General features: G+C 44.5%; 16 protein-coding genes. 11 read left to right on the forward strand and 5 right to left on the reverse strand.

Translation table 11 applies throughout. The features are described from left to right. Positions 1 to 48: 48 nt before the first annotated feature. Positions 49 to 495, reverse strand: coding sequence for an Lrp/AsnC family transcriptional regulator (locus tag AC3RCI_RS13750; protein ID WP_127535846.1), 447 nt, complete (start codon positions 493 to 495; stop codon positions 49 to 51). A 326-nt stretch (positions 496 to 821) separates the two neighbouring features. Here AC3RCI_RS13750 and AC3RCI_RS13755 point away from each other — a divergent pair, with 326 nt between their 5' ends. Next, positions 822 to 1,568 (forward strand): SDR family NAD(P)-dependent oxidoreductase, encoded by a 747-nt coding sequence (locus tag AC3RCI_RS13755; protein WP_336779984.1) that lies wholly within the window; start codon positions 822 to 824, stop codon positions 1,566 to 1,568. A 156-nt stretch (positions 1,569 to 1,724) separates the two neighbouring features. On the opposite strand, the gene AC3RCI_RS13760 is transcribed toward AC3RCI_RS13755, so the two are convergent. Further along, positions 1,725 to 2,504, reverse strand: coding sequence for a DUF817 domain-containing protein (locus tag AC3RCI_RS13760; protein WP_127535839.1), 780 nt, complete (start codon positions 2,502 to 2,504; stop codon positions 1,725 to 1,727). Positions 2,505 to 2,763: 259 nt separating this feature from the next. Between AC3RCI_RS13760 and AC3RCI_RS13765 the strand changes: the two genes are divergently transcribed. From AC3RCI_RS13765 to AC3RCI_RS13800, 8 genes are all read left to right on the forward strand, one after another. Further along, positions 2,764 to 3,531 carry a hypothetical protein gene (locus AC3RCI_RS13765; protein ID WP_336779986.1) on the forward strand — a complete coding sequence of 256 codons (768 nt, stop codon included), beginning with the start codon at positions 2,764 to 2,766 and terminating at the stop codon, positions 3,529 to 3,531. 184 nt (positions 3,532 to 3,715) lie between these two features. Beyond that, positions 3,716 to 4,402, forward strand: a complete 687-nt coding sequence (locus tag AC3RCI_RS13770) for a hypothetical protein (RefSeq protein ID WP_336779987.1) — start codon at positions 3,716 to 3,718, stop codon at positions 4,400 to 4,402. Between the two features lie 196 nt (positions 4,403 to 4,598). Further along, entirely contained in the window at positions 4,599 to 5,984 is a 1,386-nt protein-coding gene (locus tag AC3RCI_RS13775) for an MEDS domain-containing protein (RefSeq protein WP_492529517.1), read from the forward strand. Positions 5,985 to 6,135: 151 nt separating this feature from the next. Further along, positions 6,136 to 6,480 carry a YojF family protein gene (locus AC3RCI_RS13780; protein WP_095287272.1) on the forward strand — a complete coding sequence of 115 codons (345 nt, stop codon included), beginning with the start codon at positions 6,136 to 6,138 and terminating at the stop codon, positions 6,478 to 6,480. Positions 6,481 to 6,503: 23 nt separating this feature from the next. After that, entirely contained in the window at positions 6,504 to 7,178 is a 675-nt protein-coding gene (gene bshB2 / locus AC3RCI_RS13785; RefSeq protein ID WP_336779989.1) for a bacillithiol biosynthesis deacetylase BshB2, read from the forward strand. A 176-nt stretch (positions 7,179 to 7,354) separates the two neighbouring features. Next, entirely contained in the window at positions 7,355 to 7,786 is a 432-nt protein-coding gene (locus AC3RCI_RS13790) for a MarR family winged helix-turn-helix transcriptional regulator (RefSeq protein WP_492529519.1), read from the forward strand. 99 nt (positions 7,787 to 7,885) lie between these two features. After that, positions 7,886 to 8,971: a YhgE/Pip domain-containing protein gene (locus tag AC3RCI_RS13795; protein ID WP_336779991.1), complete on the forward strand. Its 1,086-nt coding sequence runs from the start codon at positions 7,886 to 7,888 to the stop codon at positions 8,969 to 8,971. Between the two features lie 232 nt (positions 8,972 to 9,203). After that, the gene (locus AC3RCI_RS13800; RefSeq protein WP_127535833.1) at positions 9,204 to 10,040 is read left to right on the forward strand and encodes an alpha/beta fold hydrolase; all 837 of its coding nucleotides are present in this window, start codon (positions 9,204 to 9,206) and stop codon (positions 10,038 to 10,040) included. Between the two features lie 90 nt (positions 10,041 to 10,130). Here AC3RCI_RS13800 and metE read toward each other — a convergent pair whose 3' ends face one another. After that, on the reverse strand, positions 10,131 to 12,425 hold the full coding sequence (gene metE, locus AC3RCI_RS13805; protein WP_492529521.1) for a 5-methyltetrahydropteroyltriglutamate--homocysteine S-methyltransferase: 2,295 nt from the start codon (positions 12,423 to 12,425) through the stop codon (positions 10,131 to 10,133). A 230-nt stretch (positions 12,426 to 12,655) separates the two neighbouring features. Between metE and AC3RCI_RS13810 the strand changes: the two genes are divergently transcribed. Both AC3RCI_RS13810 and AC3RCI_RS13815 read left to right on the forward strand, forming a co-directional pair. Beyond that, on the forward strand, positions 12,656 to 12,859 hold the full coding sequence (locus tag AC3RCI_RS13810; RefSeq protein WP_492473640.1) for a DUF6366 family protein: 204 nt from the start codon (positions 12,656 to 12,658) through the stop codon (positions 12,857 to 12,859). A gap of 116 nt (positions 12,860 to 12,975) precedes the next feature. Further along, entirely contained in the window at positions 12,976 to 13,449 is a 474-nt protein-coding gene (locus AC3RCI_RS13815) for a GNAT family N-acetyltransferase (RefSeq protein ID WP_492473641.1), read from the forward strand. Between the two features lie 177 nt (positions 13,450 to 13,626). Here AC3RCI_RS13815 and AC3RCI_RS13820 read toward each other — a convergent pair whose 3' ends face one another. Both AC3RCI_RS13820 and AC3RCI_RS13825 read right to left on the reverse strand, forming a co-directional pair. Then, positions 13,627 to 15,942: an MMPL family transporter gene (locus AC3RCI_RS13820; RefSeq protein WP_492529523.1), complete on the reverse strand. Its 2,316-nt coding sequence runs from the start codon at positions 15,940 to 15,942 to the stop codon at positions 13,627 to 13,629. 41 nt (positions 15,943 to 15,983) lie between these two features. Further along, positions 15,984 to 16,595 carry a TetR/AcrR family transcriptional regulator gene (locus tag AC3RCI_RS13825; protein ID WP_336779996.1) on the reverse strand — a complete coding sequence of 204 codons (612 nt, stop codon included), beginning with the start codon at positions 16,593 to 16,595 and terminating at the stop codon, positions 15,984 to 15,986. Positions 16,596 to 16,827: the final 232 nt, after the last annotated feature.

Below are 16,827 nucleotides of genomic sequence, written 5' to 3' on the forward strand. Positions count from 1 at the left end.
TATTAATAACAAGAACCGTTGGTCTTAATGCCTGACGGTTCTTGTTTTTTATATATTCAATCCATCCTGATTTTTGTGTCGTTTCATCAGAATCTGCGTTTCAGCACGGACGATACCTTTCAGCGAATATATGGATTCGTTCATGAATTGTTCCATCTCTTCAATACTCTCGACAAGAATATGTATATGGAGGATACAGGGACCAGTCATTTCGTATAACACAGCGACTTTATCGTTATGTTTCAACGCCTCTATGATCTCATTCAAATGTGCTGGCTCCACTTCAAGCTCCAAATAGGCAGATATCTTTTTGCCGAGCTTTTCGGCGCTAATTACAATGGAGAACTGTTCAATGATTCCTTGATTGACAAGCCGGTCTATGCGCTCTTTGACGGCAACACCAGACAATCCAACCTCTTTTGCCAAATCGGTATAGGATATCCGGCTGTTTTGAGCCAGTCTTCGTAAAATATGACTATCAATTGAATCTAACATGAGTTTCACTCCTTTCCGCTTCATATTGTAACAGAAAAAAAGACAGCCCGCCCGTGCGGGGTACATAATCCCTCAGATTTGGAACACACTAACAACCGTCGTGGGGTGAAGTGTCTCTGCTGAGTTGCTTCAATATTTCCGCTTAATATCCCTCGGCATGTTAACTAGTAAATATATAGTAACTTGACAATGCTCATTAAAAGGAATACGATTAATTGTGTCAAATAAACGACAAAACTTACATTATGACTAAATTATATGATTATGGTTACATATAAAATTATGTTAGTTTTGTCTAAAATTCAACAATTACTGGAGGAATCACCATGACTAATCTTAAAGACAAAGTTGCTATCATTACAGGCGGAGCTTCCGGAATTGGTTTGGCTACAGTAAAAGCCTTCTTGGATAAAGGGTCGAAGGTTGTTATCGCAGATTATAATGAAGAGCACGGCAAAGCTGCCGAGCAGGAATTAAAACAAACATATAATGATGATGTCGTGTTCATCAAAGTTAATGTTGCCGACGAAAAACAAGTTGAAAACCTGGTAGCAGAGACAGTGAAGCAGTTTGGTAAACTGGATGTCATCTTCAATAATGCAGGCATTGGTGTTCAAAAGCCTTCACATGAATTAACGGACGAAGAATACAAACGTGTCATCGCAATCAATCAGGACGGTGTATTCTACGGTGCGAAATATGCGATCCGTGAAATGCTGAAAACGGGCGGAGGATCTGTAATCAGCACTTCCTCGATCCTGGGTTCTGTTGGTGAACCAACTTCCATGCCTTATGCGGCTAGTAAAGGTGCGGTCAACCAAATTACGAAATCACTCGCTCTGGAGTATGCGGATCGTAACATCCGCGTCAACGCAGTTGCTCCTGGATTTGTGGAAAGCGGCATGGTAAACAAAGAATCACTGGGTGAATTTTACGACGGCCTGGTTGCCAAACATCCGCTTGGACGTCTGGGTAAACCGGAGGAAATTGCTCACGCTGTTGTATTCCTGGCTGAAAATGATTTTGTTACTGGAACAACCGTCTTCGTTGATGGCGGATACCTGGCAAAATAAGATTCTAATAAGAAGAGGCTCCCTTAAAGGGAGCCTTTTTAATTTCTGTTATTTCAACTTCCGGGCGGAACCGTTAGAGTTGTTGTTATTGAGGAATAAGCTTTAAGAAAGCTTTGCTGTCGAAATTCATCAGCTTGTATTTGTCAGTCTTAATATTTAGTTGGGGCCAGTGCTCGTTCGATTGGCTTTGACATATTTAAGCTGAGCGACAATGATGACGCTAATGATTACGAGCAGGAACCAGGAGCTGATTTTGCTGAAACTAACCAATTGCCAGGCATCGTGCTGGTCAGGGTACTTCCAGCCATTAAAAAATGTAGCAATATTCTCGGCAGCCCAGATGAAGAAGCCTACAATGACAAAAGCGAGCGATAAAGGCATTCGATATGTCTTGGTCCGTACCCGGTAGATGATCCATGTTTTCCAAAATACGATAAAGACCAGAGCAGTCAGCCACCAACGAAAATCAGGAATGAAATGGTGGGTGAAGAAGTTGAGATAGATGGCTCCTCCGAGCAGAAAGGAGGGTGCAAAACCAGGCCATCCAGTCATGTCCATGCGTAATCTGCGCCAGATCTGGCACATGAAACTTGCCACACTCGCATACATGAAGCCGCTGTACAGCGGCACTCCAAATATTTTGGTGAATCCAGGCTCTGGATAGGACCAAGAACCCATGCTTACTTTGTACAGTTCAAGAACCAGGCCAATCATATGAAACACACATATGACTTTAATTTCATCCCAGGTCTCCAACCCACTTCGGTACATGAGATATTGGACACCAAGCAAGATCAGTAGAATGGCATCATAGCGATGAAAGAATGGAACCTCGATCACGCTGGTGATGGCTAGGGTTCCGAAGATGGCCACAGGGAAAATGCAGCTCATCGCCTGATGATAGCCGAAATGCAACAATTGAATAAAAGCTTTCAAATCGGGAGATCTCCTTCCGGTGCTTTGTTCTAAAAATGATGTAGAATTCAATTTGCCTTCTATAAGTACATATGTAGAGCTACCGTTAATCATACAGAGACGAAACCAAAGAAAAAAGAGAAATTAAATGATGAATCTCTTCTAGTTTTCGTGTAGGCATATACGTGTCAAATGACCTAAAAAGGTTTAAATCTATATACAAAAGTTTCTTCATGAGAGAAAATTAGGATTTATACATACGAGAGAGAGGAAGATTAGGTTGAAGAAATGGCATTACCCTTTATTAACATTCATGCTATTCGGATTACTTGTTGCTTGCGGAGGGCAAAAGGGGGTAACCCCGGAAGTGTACAAACAAATTCAGGAAGGCATGAGTCAGCCCGAGGTAGAAGAACTAGCAGGTCAGCCAGCTGAGAAAGAAACCAATAATCCCTATGATGTATGGATCTATGATGGCCAAGATGGAATTGAACGAGGCGCAACGGTGCGAATTGAATTTTCCAAAGAGGATCTGGTTCTGTTCAAATCTCAGAAAAAGCTGTTTGAGGCGCCCACGGCCGAAGAGAAAAAATACACTCCGGAAGGAGAGCTGAAGGAGTTCATCACCACATTCAATAACCTTGTCATTCAAAATGAAGACGTGGAGTTCCTTCAGCCGATTTCGACGGAAGGCCTGGATTTTAAGAGAACAACCTTTTACGATGGACAAGGCACAATTATTACGGTATCCGACCCAGCAATGATCAATGATGCCAATCAATATTCGAACAAGATGCATTTTGAAATCCAAGAGGATGGGACATTAAACGAGATCTATTATATTGGTGCAGATCTTGAATATCCTGTTCTGGTGTTACATGCGCTGAACGTTAGTGAGGAAACCATTGATCAAATCCTGACAAGTTATAAGGACATTGATGTGGAGACGTTGGAAAGTAAAAGCTTTAACTTTAATGAGGGTCGCTATTCAATCGACGTTAAGAACGGGACACCACGAACGTTAGTTGTGACCATGAATGATAAGTAACGCAGTTACGATAAGGAAAGCTGGTCCGGGCAATCTTGTTGTCAGGATTGTTATTTTTGGACAAAACATATGGCAATAATCTCCTGTATTAGACGGGCCGCCCCGTATGCTACAATTCTCAAATGTGCCAATTATTGCATTCATATTCTGGTATATAATATCTCTAGAAACGGCAGATGATCATTTGATTAAAAAAAATTCTAAGTTGGTCTGGATATTCGTAGTCCTTATTTTAATCCTTATTGGATTCTACAACTATCAACTCAATACGGCGAGAGAAGAATCGGAAAATTTGAAGAAACTTTATCAAGCTAAAAATAATAGTGGTTTTCTGACACTTTTGAGACAAGGACATTCGGTTATTCCCTTGGCCGAAACACTTGAGAAAATCAGCAAAGTAACCGATCAGGAAGATCCTGCTAAAGTGCAGAAGTTTATCGAACGGGCCAAGAGCCAAGCGGACGAAGCTACACAATTTCTGATTACGCTTGTAGAGTTTAGTGATAATTATGTGAACGATTCTACCCCTCAGTTTATGGTGAATCAAACAGTTATGACTTCCAAGGAGCAGGAGGATTTATTTATCCTTGCAATGCAAGCGGATGTATTCAGGATCATGTACGAAGTCAGTTACAGTTATTGGAAAGATAAACCAAAGCAAATCCCGCAGAAAACAAAAAATACGCTTGCTTCCATAGCCAAAGAGTTACAAGCCATGGATGTCACCCTTTTACAGTTCAAGGAAAAGGCCGCACACGAGATGGTATGGGGACAGTTTGCGACCACGGAGCAATTGAAGATTCTAACTATGAGAACAATGAAGCCTCATTTTGAGGAATTGATTAAAATCATGACAGAGTTCAGAGAATAAACAAGGACAATGTTATTGCAGGATATATGATGTCCAATAAGCAACATTAAGCAAAGATAGCTACGATACAAGTCGCCGATATGGCGGCTTTTTTTCGATTACGTCGACAGTTTCGTATTTTTTCCATAATAGATGTGACGTATGAATTTATATCCTTTATAGTAGAAAATAAAAGCAAGATCCGAGGAGTCCTTATATGAACAAACAAGCAGTACCGTTAAATTCGTTGACCAGTGTCACGGATGGAGGCCATATCATTTATTTGTTCGAGGATTTCGATCGTTATGTTGATAATGCGGTATCCTATATTCTAACGGGTATAGACCAAGGTCATCACATTTTATTGATAGAAGAAGCAGACACATATCATGATATTTATAACAAGCTTAATGATGTTATTTCTGGTGACCAGCTTCAGTATCTTCATTATGCTAACAACGTGGATTATTACGGATCACGGGGAGATTTTAGTTTTGAGCATATTCTTACTCATTTTCACCAGGTAATGGGGATGGTACAAGAGAATAACATGTCCATTCGTACGTGGGCCAATGTAATGACGTGGGGGGAGCATAGCGAGGACAAGATCCAGGGGAATTTGGTGGGTTATGAGCGACAGACTTGCGGCGTAGTCCGTGAATACGGGATGGTATCTGTATGCGCATATAACGCATCCGCCATTTCTTCGTCCTTGCAGCTTAAGATGATGAGAGAGCATGAGTACATGATGACTGACGTGGAATTTGTGAAATCACCCTTATATAGCCATCTGTCTTCGGACGAGGTTGTATTCCCTTCCCTTTCAGTACAGAGGAGATTGCTTAACGAACAGAAGCATCTCTTAATCGAGAAGGAAGCCATGGAAATGGCCAACCAGGTGAAGAGCGAGTTTATAACCACGATGAATCACGAGATTCGGACCCCGATGAATGGCGTGATGGGAATCACGGATCTGTTGGCTGCAACCGATCTTACCAATAAGCAGAAGGAATATGTAGCTACACTGCAAAAAAGCGGGAAGTCTCTACTGCGTATCGTCAATGATATTCTGGATTACAGCAAATTGGATTCAAATCATGAACAGCTCCTGAAGGAAGCCTTTAGCATCAGGGAAGCCGTAACGGATACGCTGGATATCCTTGGGGTTGGAATTCTGAATAAGAAACTGCAAGTTAACGTTTCCATTGATCCGGATATTCCAGAGATTCTGATTGGGGATGATGGAAGATTCAGACAGGTGATTCTTAATTTGCTGGGAAACGCCGTGAAATTCACGGATGAAGGTGACATTTCCTTGGAGGCCAGACTGCTCTCCATAGATGCTGGTAGCATCCGGCTTCAATGTACGGTCAGGGATACAGGGATCGGAATTCCTCAGGATAAACGGAGTCATTTGTTTATTCCATTTCACCGAGTTGATAACAGTGTTACTCGCCGGACGGAAGGTACAGGTCTCGGATTAGCGATATGTCATCGGATTGTACAGTTAATGAATGGTGAAATTACTATTGAAGCGGAAGATCCGACTGTGCGCGGGTCCGCAATTACATTTACTGCGGAATTCGGTACGTATACAGCATAAGTAATGCAATACTTAGAGGCTCATTTAGAGGGAATATTTGTGCTCACCGATGTAAAGTAAGTGGTCAGGTGATTTCGAATTGTTAATTCTACATGGACATATGGTAAAATGGATGAAGTATTTATCTTTCAGACCACATAAGGAGATCACTATGCAACTTATACAACCTCAAGATGTCCAAGCCCGGCTCAATGGTTTCATTGATCAGGATCTATACTTACACCTCGAAATGACGACAGGTGCGTACGCCAATCACTACGATAGTACACGTCACCCTGCCTCGGCTTTCATTTCCAATGCGGCCATTCGATACACACAGGGATCCATTTCAGGCACGAACCCATACCGGGTAGGCTTAAAAACGACGACGGGTTGGGTTTATGCGGAAGGCCTTACCCATATTGATGAAAATGAAAAGGATCGACTGATTTTAGCGGGTCATGACAGCCAGGGGAAATTGGTTGTCGCCTTTCAACTTAGTCGGGAGAGTTTCTGATGGAAGCGGAGGATCGAAACAGCATGAACAATAAATCATACGAAAATGAACGCATTTTGGTAATATATCCCCATCCTGACGACGAGGCTTTTTCCGTTGCCGGAACGCTCGCAAAATATATTGATGGCGGTGCGTACGTTACGTATGCCTGCCTGACTTTAGGCGAGATGGGCCGCAATATGGGCATTCCGCCATTTGCGAACAGGGTCACTCTGCCTGCCATCCGCAAGGTGGAGCTCGAAGAGTCTGCTCAGGCGATTGGTATTCATGACTTGAGAATGCTTGGTTTTCACGACAAGATGATCGAATTCGAGGATGCACATCTGCTTGATAGCCGCATCATGGATTTGATAGAGGAACTCAAACCAACCATCGTATTTACCTTTTATCCAGGTTATAGCGTGCATCCCGATCATGATGCTACGGGTGCTGCAGTCATACGGACGATTTCCCGGCTGCCGGCAGAAGAGAGACCCATCGTATATTGTGTTGCTTTCTCCAAAAACCATGAGCAAGCCATCGGAAAGCCAGATGTACATGTTGATGTAAGGGGATATCTGGAGCAAAAAATGGGAGCCATTCAGGCTCACCGTTCGCAATTTCAGGCTGCAGAGCTTGTCGGTAACCGGAAATTGGATGATGAAGAAATCCAGCGCAGATTCGGCAGAGAAGCATTCTGGACGTATCGCTTCGAGTAAAATAGCTTACCCTACCAACGGAAGAACAGTGGGCCGCCTTCAAGGCGGCTTTTTCATTTTTAAACGAGAAAGACGTATGGCTCAGAAACATTAGATTGACAAAGGTTCAAATTAAGGATATTCTTCTTGAAGATTATTAATAGGCTATGCTAGTATCTCGGGGAGGGCTTAACCTGATGTCAACTCATCAAGACAAAGATCCCATTGGATTGCTATTATCCAGAACTTATTTTGTCCACAAAAAAAGAGTTACCCATCTACTGCAGGATTACGGCATAACACCTGAACAATATGGGATGCTCGAACAGCTGTATCAGAACGAAGGCATTACACAGAAGAAGTTATCCGAACTCCACGGTAAAGATCAAACAAGTGTCGGCAAGACATTGGAGCGGTTGGAACATAAGGATCTTATTATTCGAAGCACCGATCCTGTTGATCGGCGAGCCATCCTGCTGCGGCTTTCCGAGGAAGGGAAAAAGCTTTATTTACAGGTAGTTCCTCTGATGAATGATATGGATCAGTCATTGAGGGAGTTAATTACCCCGGAAGGGGCAGAACAACTTGCCGTACTCCTCAACAAAATTTATGAAGGAATCTCCAGCTGATTCGTCAGCTGACTTTTTTTGTGGATATACATGCATAGCCTATTATATGTTAGCCTATTAATTTGAAATTGGAGCCATATCCAAGAAGGAGAGAAATACATGTCTGTTTTTTCAGTATTAAAAGATTTTATGAGGATTCTACAAACCAAGATTGGATTGGTCTTTGCTTTGGTCGTTCCATTGATATTCACCATTGTCTGGTTGACGGGATACAACGGAGCAACGGAACGAGTGGACCAACTTAAAATAGGTATTATTAACTTGGACGGAGCGAATGGACAGAGAATAGAAAAGATCATTCAGGAAACAGTCCCTTTCAAAACAGAAAACTATTCATCTCTTGAGGAAGCTGAGCAAGTCATGAATGATGGGGATATTGGTATGATCGTAAGCATTCCTGCCCAATTCGCTGCGAACCTGGACAAAGGGGAAGGGCAATTAACGTATTATGTCAATCAGGCAGCTTCGGAAGTTTCCAGATCCATATTGGAAGGATCAGCTGAAGGGATATCTACCAGCGTAGGTGCTCAGCTATCAGGAATCGTTCAAAAAGAAGTAGTCACGACAAATGTGGTCAAGTCTAACAACATCACCAATTTTGCACTCAGCATGCTGCCCATGATCCTTGGGTTTATCACATATATCGCAGTGATGACCATGAATATTCAATTGAATCTGTCAACCATGATCCTAAGTCACAAGTACGACCGATGGAAAATTTTCTGGGCCAGACAGCTTCTGTTATTGATGGTGTGTATCGTAGCGCCTCTCATTATAACGACTGTAGCCATGTTGTTTGTCACACCTGTCGCTTCCTTCTGGGAAATGTGGGGATTCCATATTCTCGTATACATCGCCTGCGTATGCCTGACTCAAATGTCATTTGTATTATTTGGTGGATTGGGCGCACTGTTCAACGTAGCCTTGATTCCTTTCCAGCTCATGACAGCAGGCAACATTATCGCAACCGAAATGCTCACACCATTCTATCGTCATATCGGGGATTTCCTGCCTGCATCCAACGCTGTCCGGGGATACGTCCGACTTATCTATAGCGGAGCACCAGTGACTTCAATCGTGATTAATCTTATTTTGATTGCACTGGTTACATGGGGAATAAGCTGTGCACGTGTGGCTTTGCATAGAGCACCAGCACCTGGCGTTGCAACCACTAACGCTCATTAAACATGACAAGCAATATATACGAACAGAAATAAGAATATGTTTGCATGATAAGTCGCCTTGCAGGCGGCTTTTTTTGCTAGAATGACAGGTGTCATTTCAAAGGTTTTTCACTGTATTCAGTTCAAATGGCATACTCCATCTAATTCTTGGGTACGATTGACAATTAACGTTTACATATGTAACATTTAAATAGTAACAAACAAAAATATAATAACTAACGGAGGGATTTTCCTTGGCTAAAGTAAATGTAGGCGAAGAGAATGCACAACCAATTGAACTGTATTATGAAGATCATGGCGCGGGAAAACCCATCATCCTTATTCATGGATGGCCATTGAGCGGACGATCCTGGGAGAAGCAAGTACCTTCCCTGATCGAAGCAGGCTACCGTGTTATAACGTATGACCGTCGTGGCTTTGGTCAGTCTTCCCAACCTTGGGATGGTTATGACTATGATACCTTTGCTTCGGATTTACATAAATTGATTCTGCACCTTGATCTGCATGAGGTTACACTGGTTGGGTTCTCCATGGGAGGCGGCGAGGTAGCTCGCTATGTGGGAACTTACGGAACCGAACGTGTTTCCAAAGCCGTATTTGCGGGAGCAGTTCCTCCTTATCTCTATATAACTGAAGACAATCCTCAAGGTGGATTGGATGATGCAACGATTGCAGAATTCCAAAATGGCGTAAAAGGGGATCGTCTGGCATTCCTGGAAGGCTTCACAACTAACTTTTTCGCCGCAGGAGACCGCAAGGACCTTGTGAGCGAACCGTTCCGTATCTATAACCGGGACATTGCAGCTCTGGCTTCTCCTAAAGGGACATTGGATTGTATCGCTGCCTTTGCTCTTACCGATTTCCGTCAGGATCTGGAGAAATTCAGTATTCCGACACTGGTTATCCATGGTGATTCCGATGCCATCGTTCCGCTCGAAGTGAGCGGACAACGTACACATGAATCGATCCCTGGCAGCCGTCTGGTGGTTGTAGAAGGTGGGCCACACGGATTTAATGCGACTCACCCTGAACAATTTAATGCAGCATTGATTGATTTTTTACAGGGTTAAGTTTAACTGGACTGAAGGCTTCTGAAAAAAGCAAGAAATGAAAAGAGCAGGACACTCCATATGAAGGAGGGGCGTCCTGCTCTTTTTAATTTAAACTGCTTTGATGGCATGATGTTGTTCACGTGCGATTTGGGTCGCTTGAACCATGTTGCGCAAGGAAGCGACCGTTTCTTCATGTCCACGGGTTTTCAGGCCGCAATCGGGATTAATCCAGAACAGCTTGGGATCCAGCACACGCAGGGCGCGCTCAATCATGGTTGTCATTTCTTCCACGCTCGGGATACGAGGACTATGGATATCGTACACACCAAGCCCTATGCCGAGATTGTACGTATTCAATTCAAAGCTGTGAATGAGCTCGCCGTGACTTCGTGATGTTTCTATGGAGATGACATCAGCATCCATGGCTTCAATGGAATCGATCATGTCATGGAATTCACAGTAACACATATGGGTATGAATTTGCGTTGTATCTTGTACCGTACATGTGGAGATGCGGAAAGCTTTGACCGCCCAGGCCAGATAATCAGCTTGCTCATTTTGCTTGAGTGGAAGGCCTTCACGAACAGCAGGTTCATCCACCTGGATCATGCCAATACCCGCCTGCTCAAGGGCTTCCACTTCCTGTCTGAGTGCATATGCCAGCTGATAAGCAATGTGCTCACGCGGAATATCATCCCGGACAAAGGACCAGTTCATAATGGTTATCGGTCCGGTCAGCATGCCTTTTACCGGTCGCTGGGTCTGTGACTGAGCGTACTTGGTTTCTTCAACCGTCATTGGCTGAACGAACGCAATGTCACCGAAAATGATCGGTGGTTTTACACAACGGGAACCATAGGATTGTACCCAGCCATACTGAGTGAAGGCAAATCCTGCGAGTTTCTCACCGAAGAATTCCACCATATCTGTACGCTCAAACTCTCCGTGAACGAGGACGTCCAGTCCGATCTCTTCCTGAATTTGAATCCAGGCATCAATTTGCTCGCGAATAAACTGGGCATATTGCTCGTTGCTCAACTCACTCTTGCGCCATAGCTGCCGGGTCTTGCGTACCTCTGCAGATTGAGGAAAACTGCCGATCGTAGTTGTCGGAAAAAGAGGCAGATTCCATTTTTCCTGCTGAGCAATATGACGTTTAGCGAACGGGAGCGAGCGCGAAGGCTCTTGCAAACGGAGGGCTGCGACAGCCTGCTGCACGTCAATGCGATTACGTTCCTGTGACTGCTCAAGAGGCAGCAGCGCCTCATCTGCTTTATCAATCGCCTCCAGAATGTCGGCATGTCTTGATGTGCATGCTTTTGTCAGAAGAGCAATTTCCTTCAGCTTCTCATCTGCAAAGGCGAGCGAGCTCTTGAGCGCAGGGTCGAGGTTCGACTCGCGTTCTGTTGTAACAGGCACATGCAGCAGACTGCAGGACGATTGCACTATTAAACGTTCAGGTGCGACCTGCTCAATCAGCACATCAAGCAGGGACAGTTTCTCTTGAAGTGAAGCCTTCCAGATTCCACGACCATCAATAATGCCTGCGCCCAAAATTTTGTCAGCCGGGAAGCCTTTAGTTTTAATGGATTGCAGATTGCCGGAGAGCCCTTGGGCGAAATCCAGTCCAATTCCTTGTACCGGAAGGGTTATAATGTCGCTATAATTCTCCACAGATTCAAAGTAAGTCTGCAATAAAATGTTCAAGTTAGGGACTGCGTCTGCAAACGTCGTATAGATGTTTTGCAGAAGCTGTAAGTCATCCTTGCTTAATTCGGTAACCAGAACAGGTTCGTCAATCTGAACCCACTGTACACCTTCTTCTGTAAGTTCCCGAAGCACCTGCGTGTAGAGTGGAAGCAAACGTTCCAGCCAGGCTTCCGTCTCGGATTTGTCGTAACCTTTGGAGAGCTTCAGGAAGGTTAAGGGTCCAACGATCACCGGCTTGCCTTCAATCCCGAGCTTTTCTTTGGCTTCGCGGTAAGCGATAAGAGGTTTATTTTCGGTAAGTGCGGGAGTTACGTCATTTAGCTCTGGGACGATGTAATGATAGTTAGTGTTGAACCATTTCGTCATTTCGCTGGCTGCAGCGTCCTTGGTGCCTCGTGCGATGCCATAATACACCGACAAAGGAACGGCCCCGCCATCATATGTAAATCGTTTGGGAACGATACCGAACATCACGGCAGTATCAAGAATGTGATCATAATAACTGAAGTCGTTGACTGGAATAAGATCAATTCCTTGATCATGCAGCTTGCGCAAATGGCCTAACCGGATCTCCTGTAAACGGGTGTGAAACGTGATTTCATCCAGTTTGCCCGACCAGAAGGCTTCCAGAGCTTTTTTCCATTCCCGATCAGCGCCAATTCGCGGGTAACCCAATACACTGCTTTTAGTCATTTACATAACCCCTCTTCAAATGTGTTACAGAAAAGTTATCACAGTTGTGAAGTTATAACGTAATTCCATTAAATTATATCTAGCTATAGCCTGAGACTATATCAGAAGAGGGGATATTGGCGAAAAAAGAATTGGAAGTTTACTCCATATGGTATGATTACCTAAACACATACACAAAAATTGGCTCTGGTGAGAGTAAGTCATCGATCTGAACCATTGGAGGGGAAATGATGAACAAAGATCAAGAAACTCCCGAGATGATGAGAGAGCGACTACAACGAGAAGAGCAGCACGATCATGCTGCGGGTACGTTCAAGAATGGATTGGAGCGTGCGCAATTCGGTAATCTGGGGGAACTGGCAAGCAGTCTGGGATGGGTCGGTACAGGCGTGGTTATCGTAGTAATTATTGCTGTTTTTGTATGGTTGAAATAATTGTCTTACTTATACAAAAGATCTATCGATAGAATGATTGACGCTGCGATCATCAGGTGTTATTTTATACACATCTGTAATGCCTATAAAACCAATAGAGTAAAGGGGTTTTGCACATGTCGTTGGTTGTGCAAGCGGCTGCTGAGGACGTACGCAGCGAAGATTCAGTGCAGTTGATCCGGGAATTAAGCAGTGAGCTGGGCTTGTTATACGGCGGGGATGGAACCGCAGGCTTTCAACCATCGGACGTCGAAAATCCTCGTGCTGCCTTTATTGTAGCCAGATTGGATGGGCATCCGGTTGGGTGCGGAGCCATTAGGCGGCTGGATGATCAATCCGTTGAGGTTAAGCGTATGTACACCAGACCCGGTTATCGCCGTAAAGGAGTTGCTCAGGCCATACTTGCGGAAGCGGAGCGCCTTGCTGCGGAATTTGGTTATACCAATCTGAAGCTTCAGACTGGGCCACTTCAGCCAGAAGCTGCAGCGCTATATGAAAGAGTAGGGTATTACAGCATTCCGATTTTTAGTGGCGACTGGGACAGGGTTCTGGCTTTTCAGAAAGACCTGGTGCATCAGCAAGTGAATTGAAAAATATAAATAAAGCACCTTCAAGGCTTTTAGCTTGCCGTACGACAAGTAGAAGCCAAGAAAGTGCTTTATTTTGGTTTGAAAACTGCTAATAAATACAACAAACAAAGTGTAAATAACCTACGAGATTAGCCCAGGAATGACACAGTAGACATGTGAAATCCGATCCTAATTGTCCTACTGTTTTTCCTTAGCATTTAGTTCAGCAATAAGCTTGTCACCTTCAACATCCAGGTTAGGAAGCGAACGATCCAGCCATTTTGGCAGCCACCAGGCTTTATCCCCGAAGAGAGACATGACTGCCGGAACCAACGCCATTCGAACAACGAATGCATCAATCAAAATACCCAAGGCCAAGGCGAATCCAATCTGCTTAATCATAATATCATGCGTGAAAATAAAGCCTGCAAATACGGAAACCATGATAATGGCAGCTGCAACCACAACGCGGCTGGCCATCTGATAGCCATTCATAACGCTTTGGTTACCACGATTTCCGTGTACATAGGATTCTCTCATCGAAGAAACAAGGAAGACCTGATAATCCATAGCCAGACCGTAGAGAATTCCTGTTACCATGATTGGAATGAAACTGAGCAGAGGACCGCCCGTGTCAAAATCAAACAACGCCTTCGCCCAACCCCACTGGAATACGGCAGTGGTCAGACCGAATGTAGCCAGAATACTAAGCAGGAATCCAATCGTTGCCTTGATCGGAACCAGGATGGAGCGGAAGACCAGGAGCAGGATGACCAGAGACAGAATAACGATAATTCCGATATATACCGGGAAGACTTCAGCCAATTTGGCTGACATATCAATATTGACCGCTGTAAGTCCGGTAACGCCAAGCTTCATATCGTGATTGGTTGCAATGGTAGAGTCAGGAGAACGCAATTCTTCAACCAGCTGTTTGGTTGCTGCGTCGGTTGGACCCGAATCTGGAATAAGACTTAGGATGGCCATTTTGCCATCTTCACTCACACCTGCTGGTGTGACAACAGAGACATGTTCAAATTGTTGCAGATCCTGGGCGATGGCGCCCAATGTTTGTAATGATACGGTTTGGGAAGCGTCAGTAGGTTCAGCAACAATGAGCAGGGGACCGTTGAATCCTTCACCAAAACCTTTCGTAATAGCATCGTAACTTTGCCGTGCAGTAGTATCCAGGTTAGCGGTAGCGCCAGAAGGCATCCCCAGTTCCATTTTGGCGACCGGGATTGCAGCCGTACCCAGAACGACAATAACAGCTACAATGACAAGCCAGCGGAATTTAACGACACCAGAGATCCAGCGATTGGCAAACCCGTTTGATTTTTTGTGTGCGTTGTCCTGATTTTTCTCTCTTGCTTTACGAGAGCAGATGCGCTCACCGAGGAGACCCAGCAATGCCGGGAGAAGAGTAAGGGCAATCAGTACGCTGAACAGTACGGTAACCGAGGCGACGATAGCCATCATGCTCAGGAAGGTGATACCAATAACCAGCATTCCACAAAGTGCAATAATAACCGTTAATCCAGCAAAGAACACGGCACTTCCTGCTGTTCCAACAGCTCTGCTGGCCGCTTCGCGTGCATTCAGGTTCTGGTCGAAAATAAGTCTACGCTGACGATTGACGATGAATAATGCATAGTCAATACCAACGGCAAGCCCGATCATGAGAGCGAGTACAGGTGTAAAGGATGTCATGCTGACAAAGTTGGAGACAGCAAATGCTCCACCAACACCAGCCGCAACCCCAAACAGGGCAATGACAATCGGCAAACCTGCGGCAACAACGGATCCCAGTGTCATGAACAACACAATTGCCGCAATGACCAATCCGTAGATTTCGTTGGTTCCAATCGGTATGCCCACTTCTTTCAGGGAATCACTTGGCAAAACCGAGATGTTTGTACCTTGTTCGGCTTCGCTTACTGCATTCACAACCGAATCCGTGACACCTTTAGGCAGGGAGTTTTGCTGCACTGTGAATTGGAACTGGAACAGCGCAACATCTCCAGCGTTTGAGATCAACACGCCAGGTACTGGCATTCCTTCAATCATGAGTGGTCCATAAGGAGGCAGGTTGCTTGGATCCGCACTTTGCGCGCCTGCTCCAGCAGCACTCTGACTCGCCTGTTCCTGCATAGCTGAGGCATCGGCGCCACTTGCAGCAGCGAGCTCAGCAGGGTTAATGACATAATCCAGTTTGTAAACTTCACTTACTGCCTTACTGATGGCTGCCAAATTCTCAGGCGTATCCAAACGCTCGCCTTCAGGAATATTAAAGATTACGCTGCCCTGACCACCAGAGGCTTGAGGAAGCTCCTTTTCCAATTTGTCCAAGACGTTCTGGGATGCGGTTCCTTCAAGTTTGATGTCTGAAGACACGTGCACACCGTTTATGCCAAGCGCCGTTCCGACGATGCCAAGCACCAAAATCCAACCCATAATGAAATACCACGGTTTATCGTAGGCCGTTTTCCCCAGCCTGTAGAGTAATTTTGACATCGAAATGATTTCTCTCCTTCTATCTCTAATGTTCGCCTCTTCTAAAATCCATCTCGCAAATACGTAAACATAGAATCTATGTACTCATCGAATGAAATAGATTCTTCCTTATCTCCTGAAGGAAGCCCAGGAAGTTGTACGTGTACACTCCCATCCAGCATAGGGATAATTGCCGCACAAACAGCGCCAGCAAGAAAGTGATTATAACCCGCGGGGTAACGATCTCCGAATAATTCACTTAACATCAATTTAGCACCGTTTTGCAAGCGATTCAGCAGGGTGAGCGTATGAGGCATTAAGCTTGGATAGTTCTTTGACAGTTCTATAATCTGATAAATTCTTCGAAGGACTTCTTCAGTCAACTGCATCTTAATGAACTGATACATCACCTCAAGCGGTGTTGTATCCTCAGGCAGCTGACTGATCATATCGAAGTATTCCTCCATCCTGTGAAAGTGCTCACCGGCCATGACGACGGCTTCTTCCTTACAGGAAAAATGATTGGCGAATGTTCTTCGCGAGTATCCGGCACGCTGCACAACGTCCTCAACCACAAATCCGTCCATTCCATGCTCTAATGCGAGTTGGAACGCAGCTTCAGATAGGGCACTTGCAGTCGCTTCCTTTTTAATGGCTCGTAAGCTTTGTTTCAAATGGTCTCACCTCCAGTTCCACATTGAATGTGTGAATGGTACTATCATATCAACTGATTGCCCATTGTGCAATTTTACCCAAAGGGTAATTTTGCGCAAAAGGAATTTAATCGTTTTGTTAGGAAGATGCTTGATGAAATTTGTGGACAGCGATGTGAAAAACAATTATGTTAATACTTAACGAAAGTATTTTCATAAGTGTGAGGGGCGAGAAGGATTACAAAAGGACCTA

It is taken from the genome of Paenibacillus sp. MT124 (assembly GCF_058792755.1).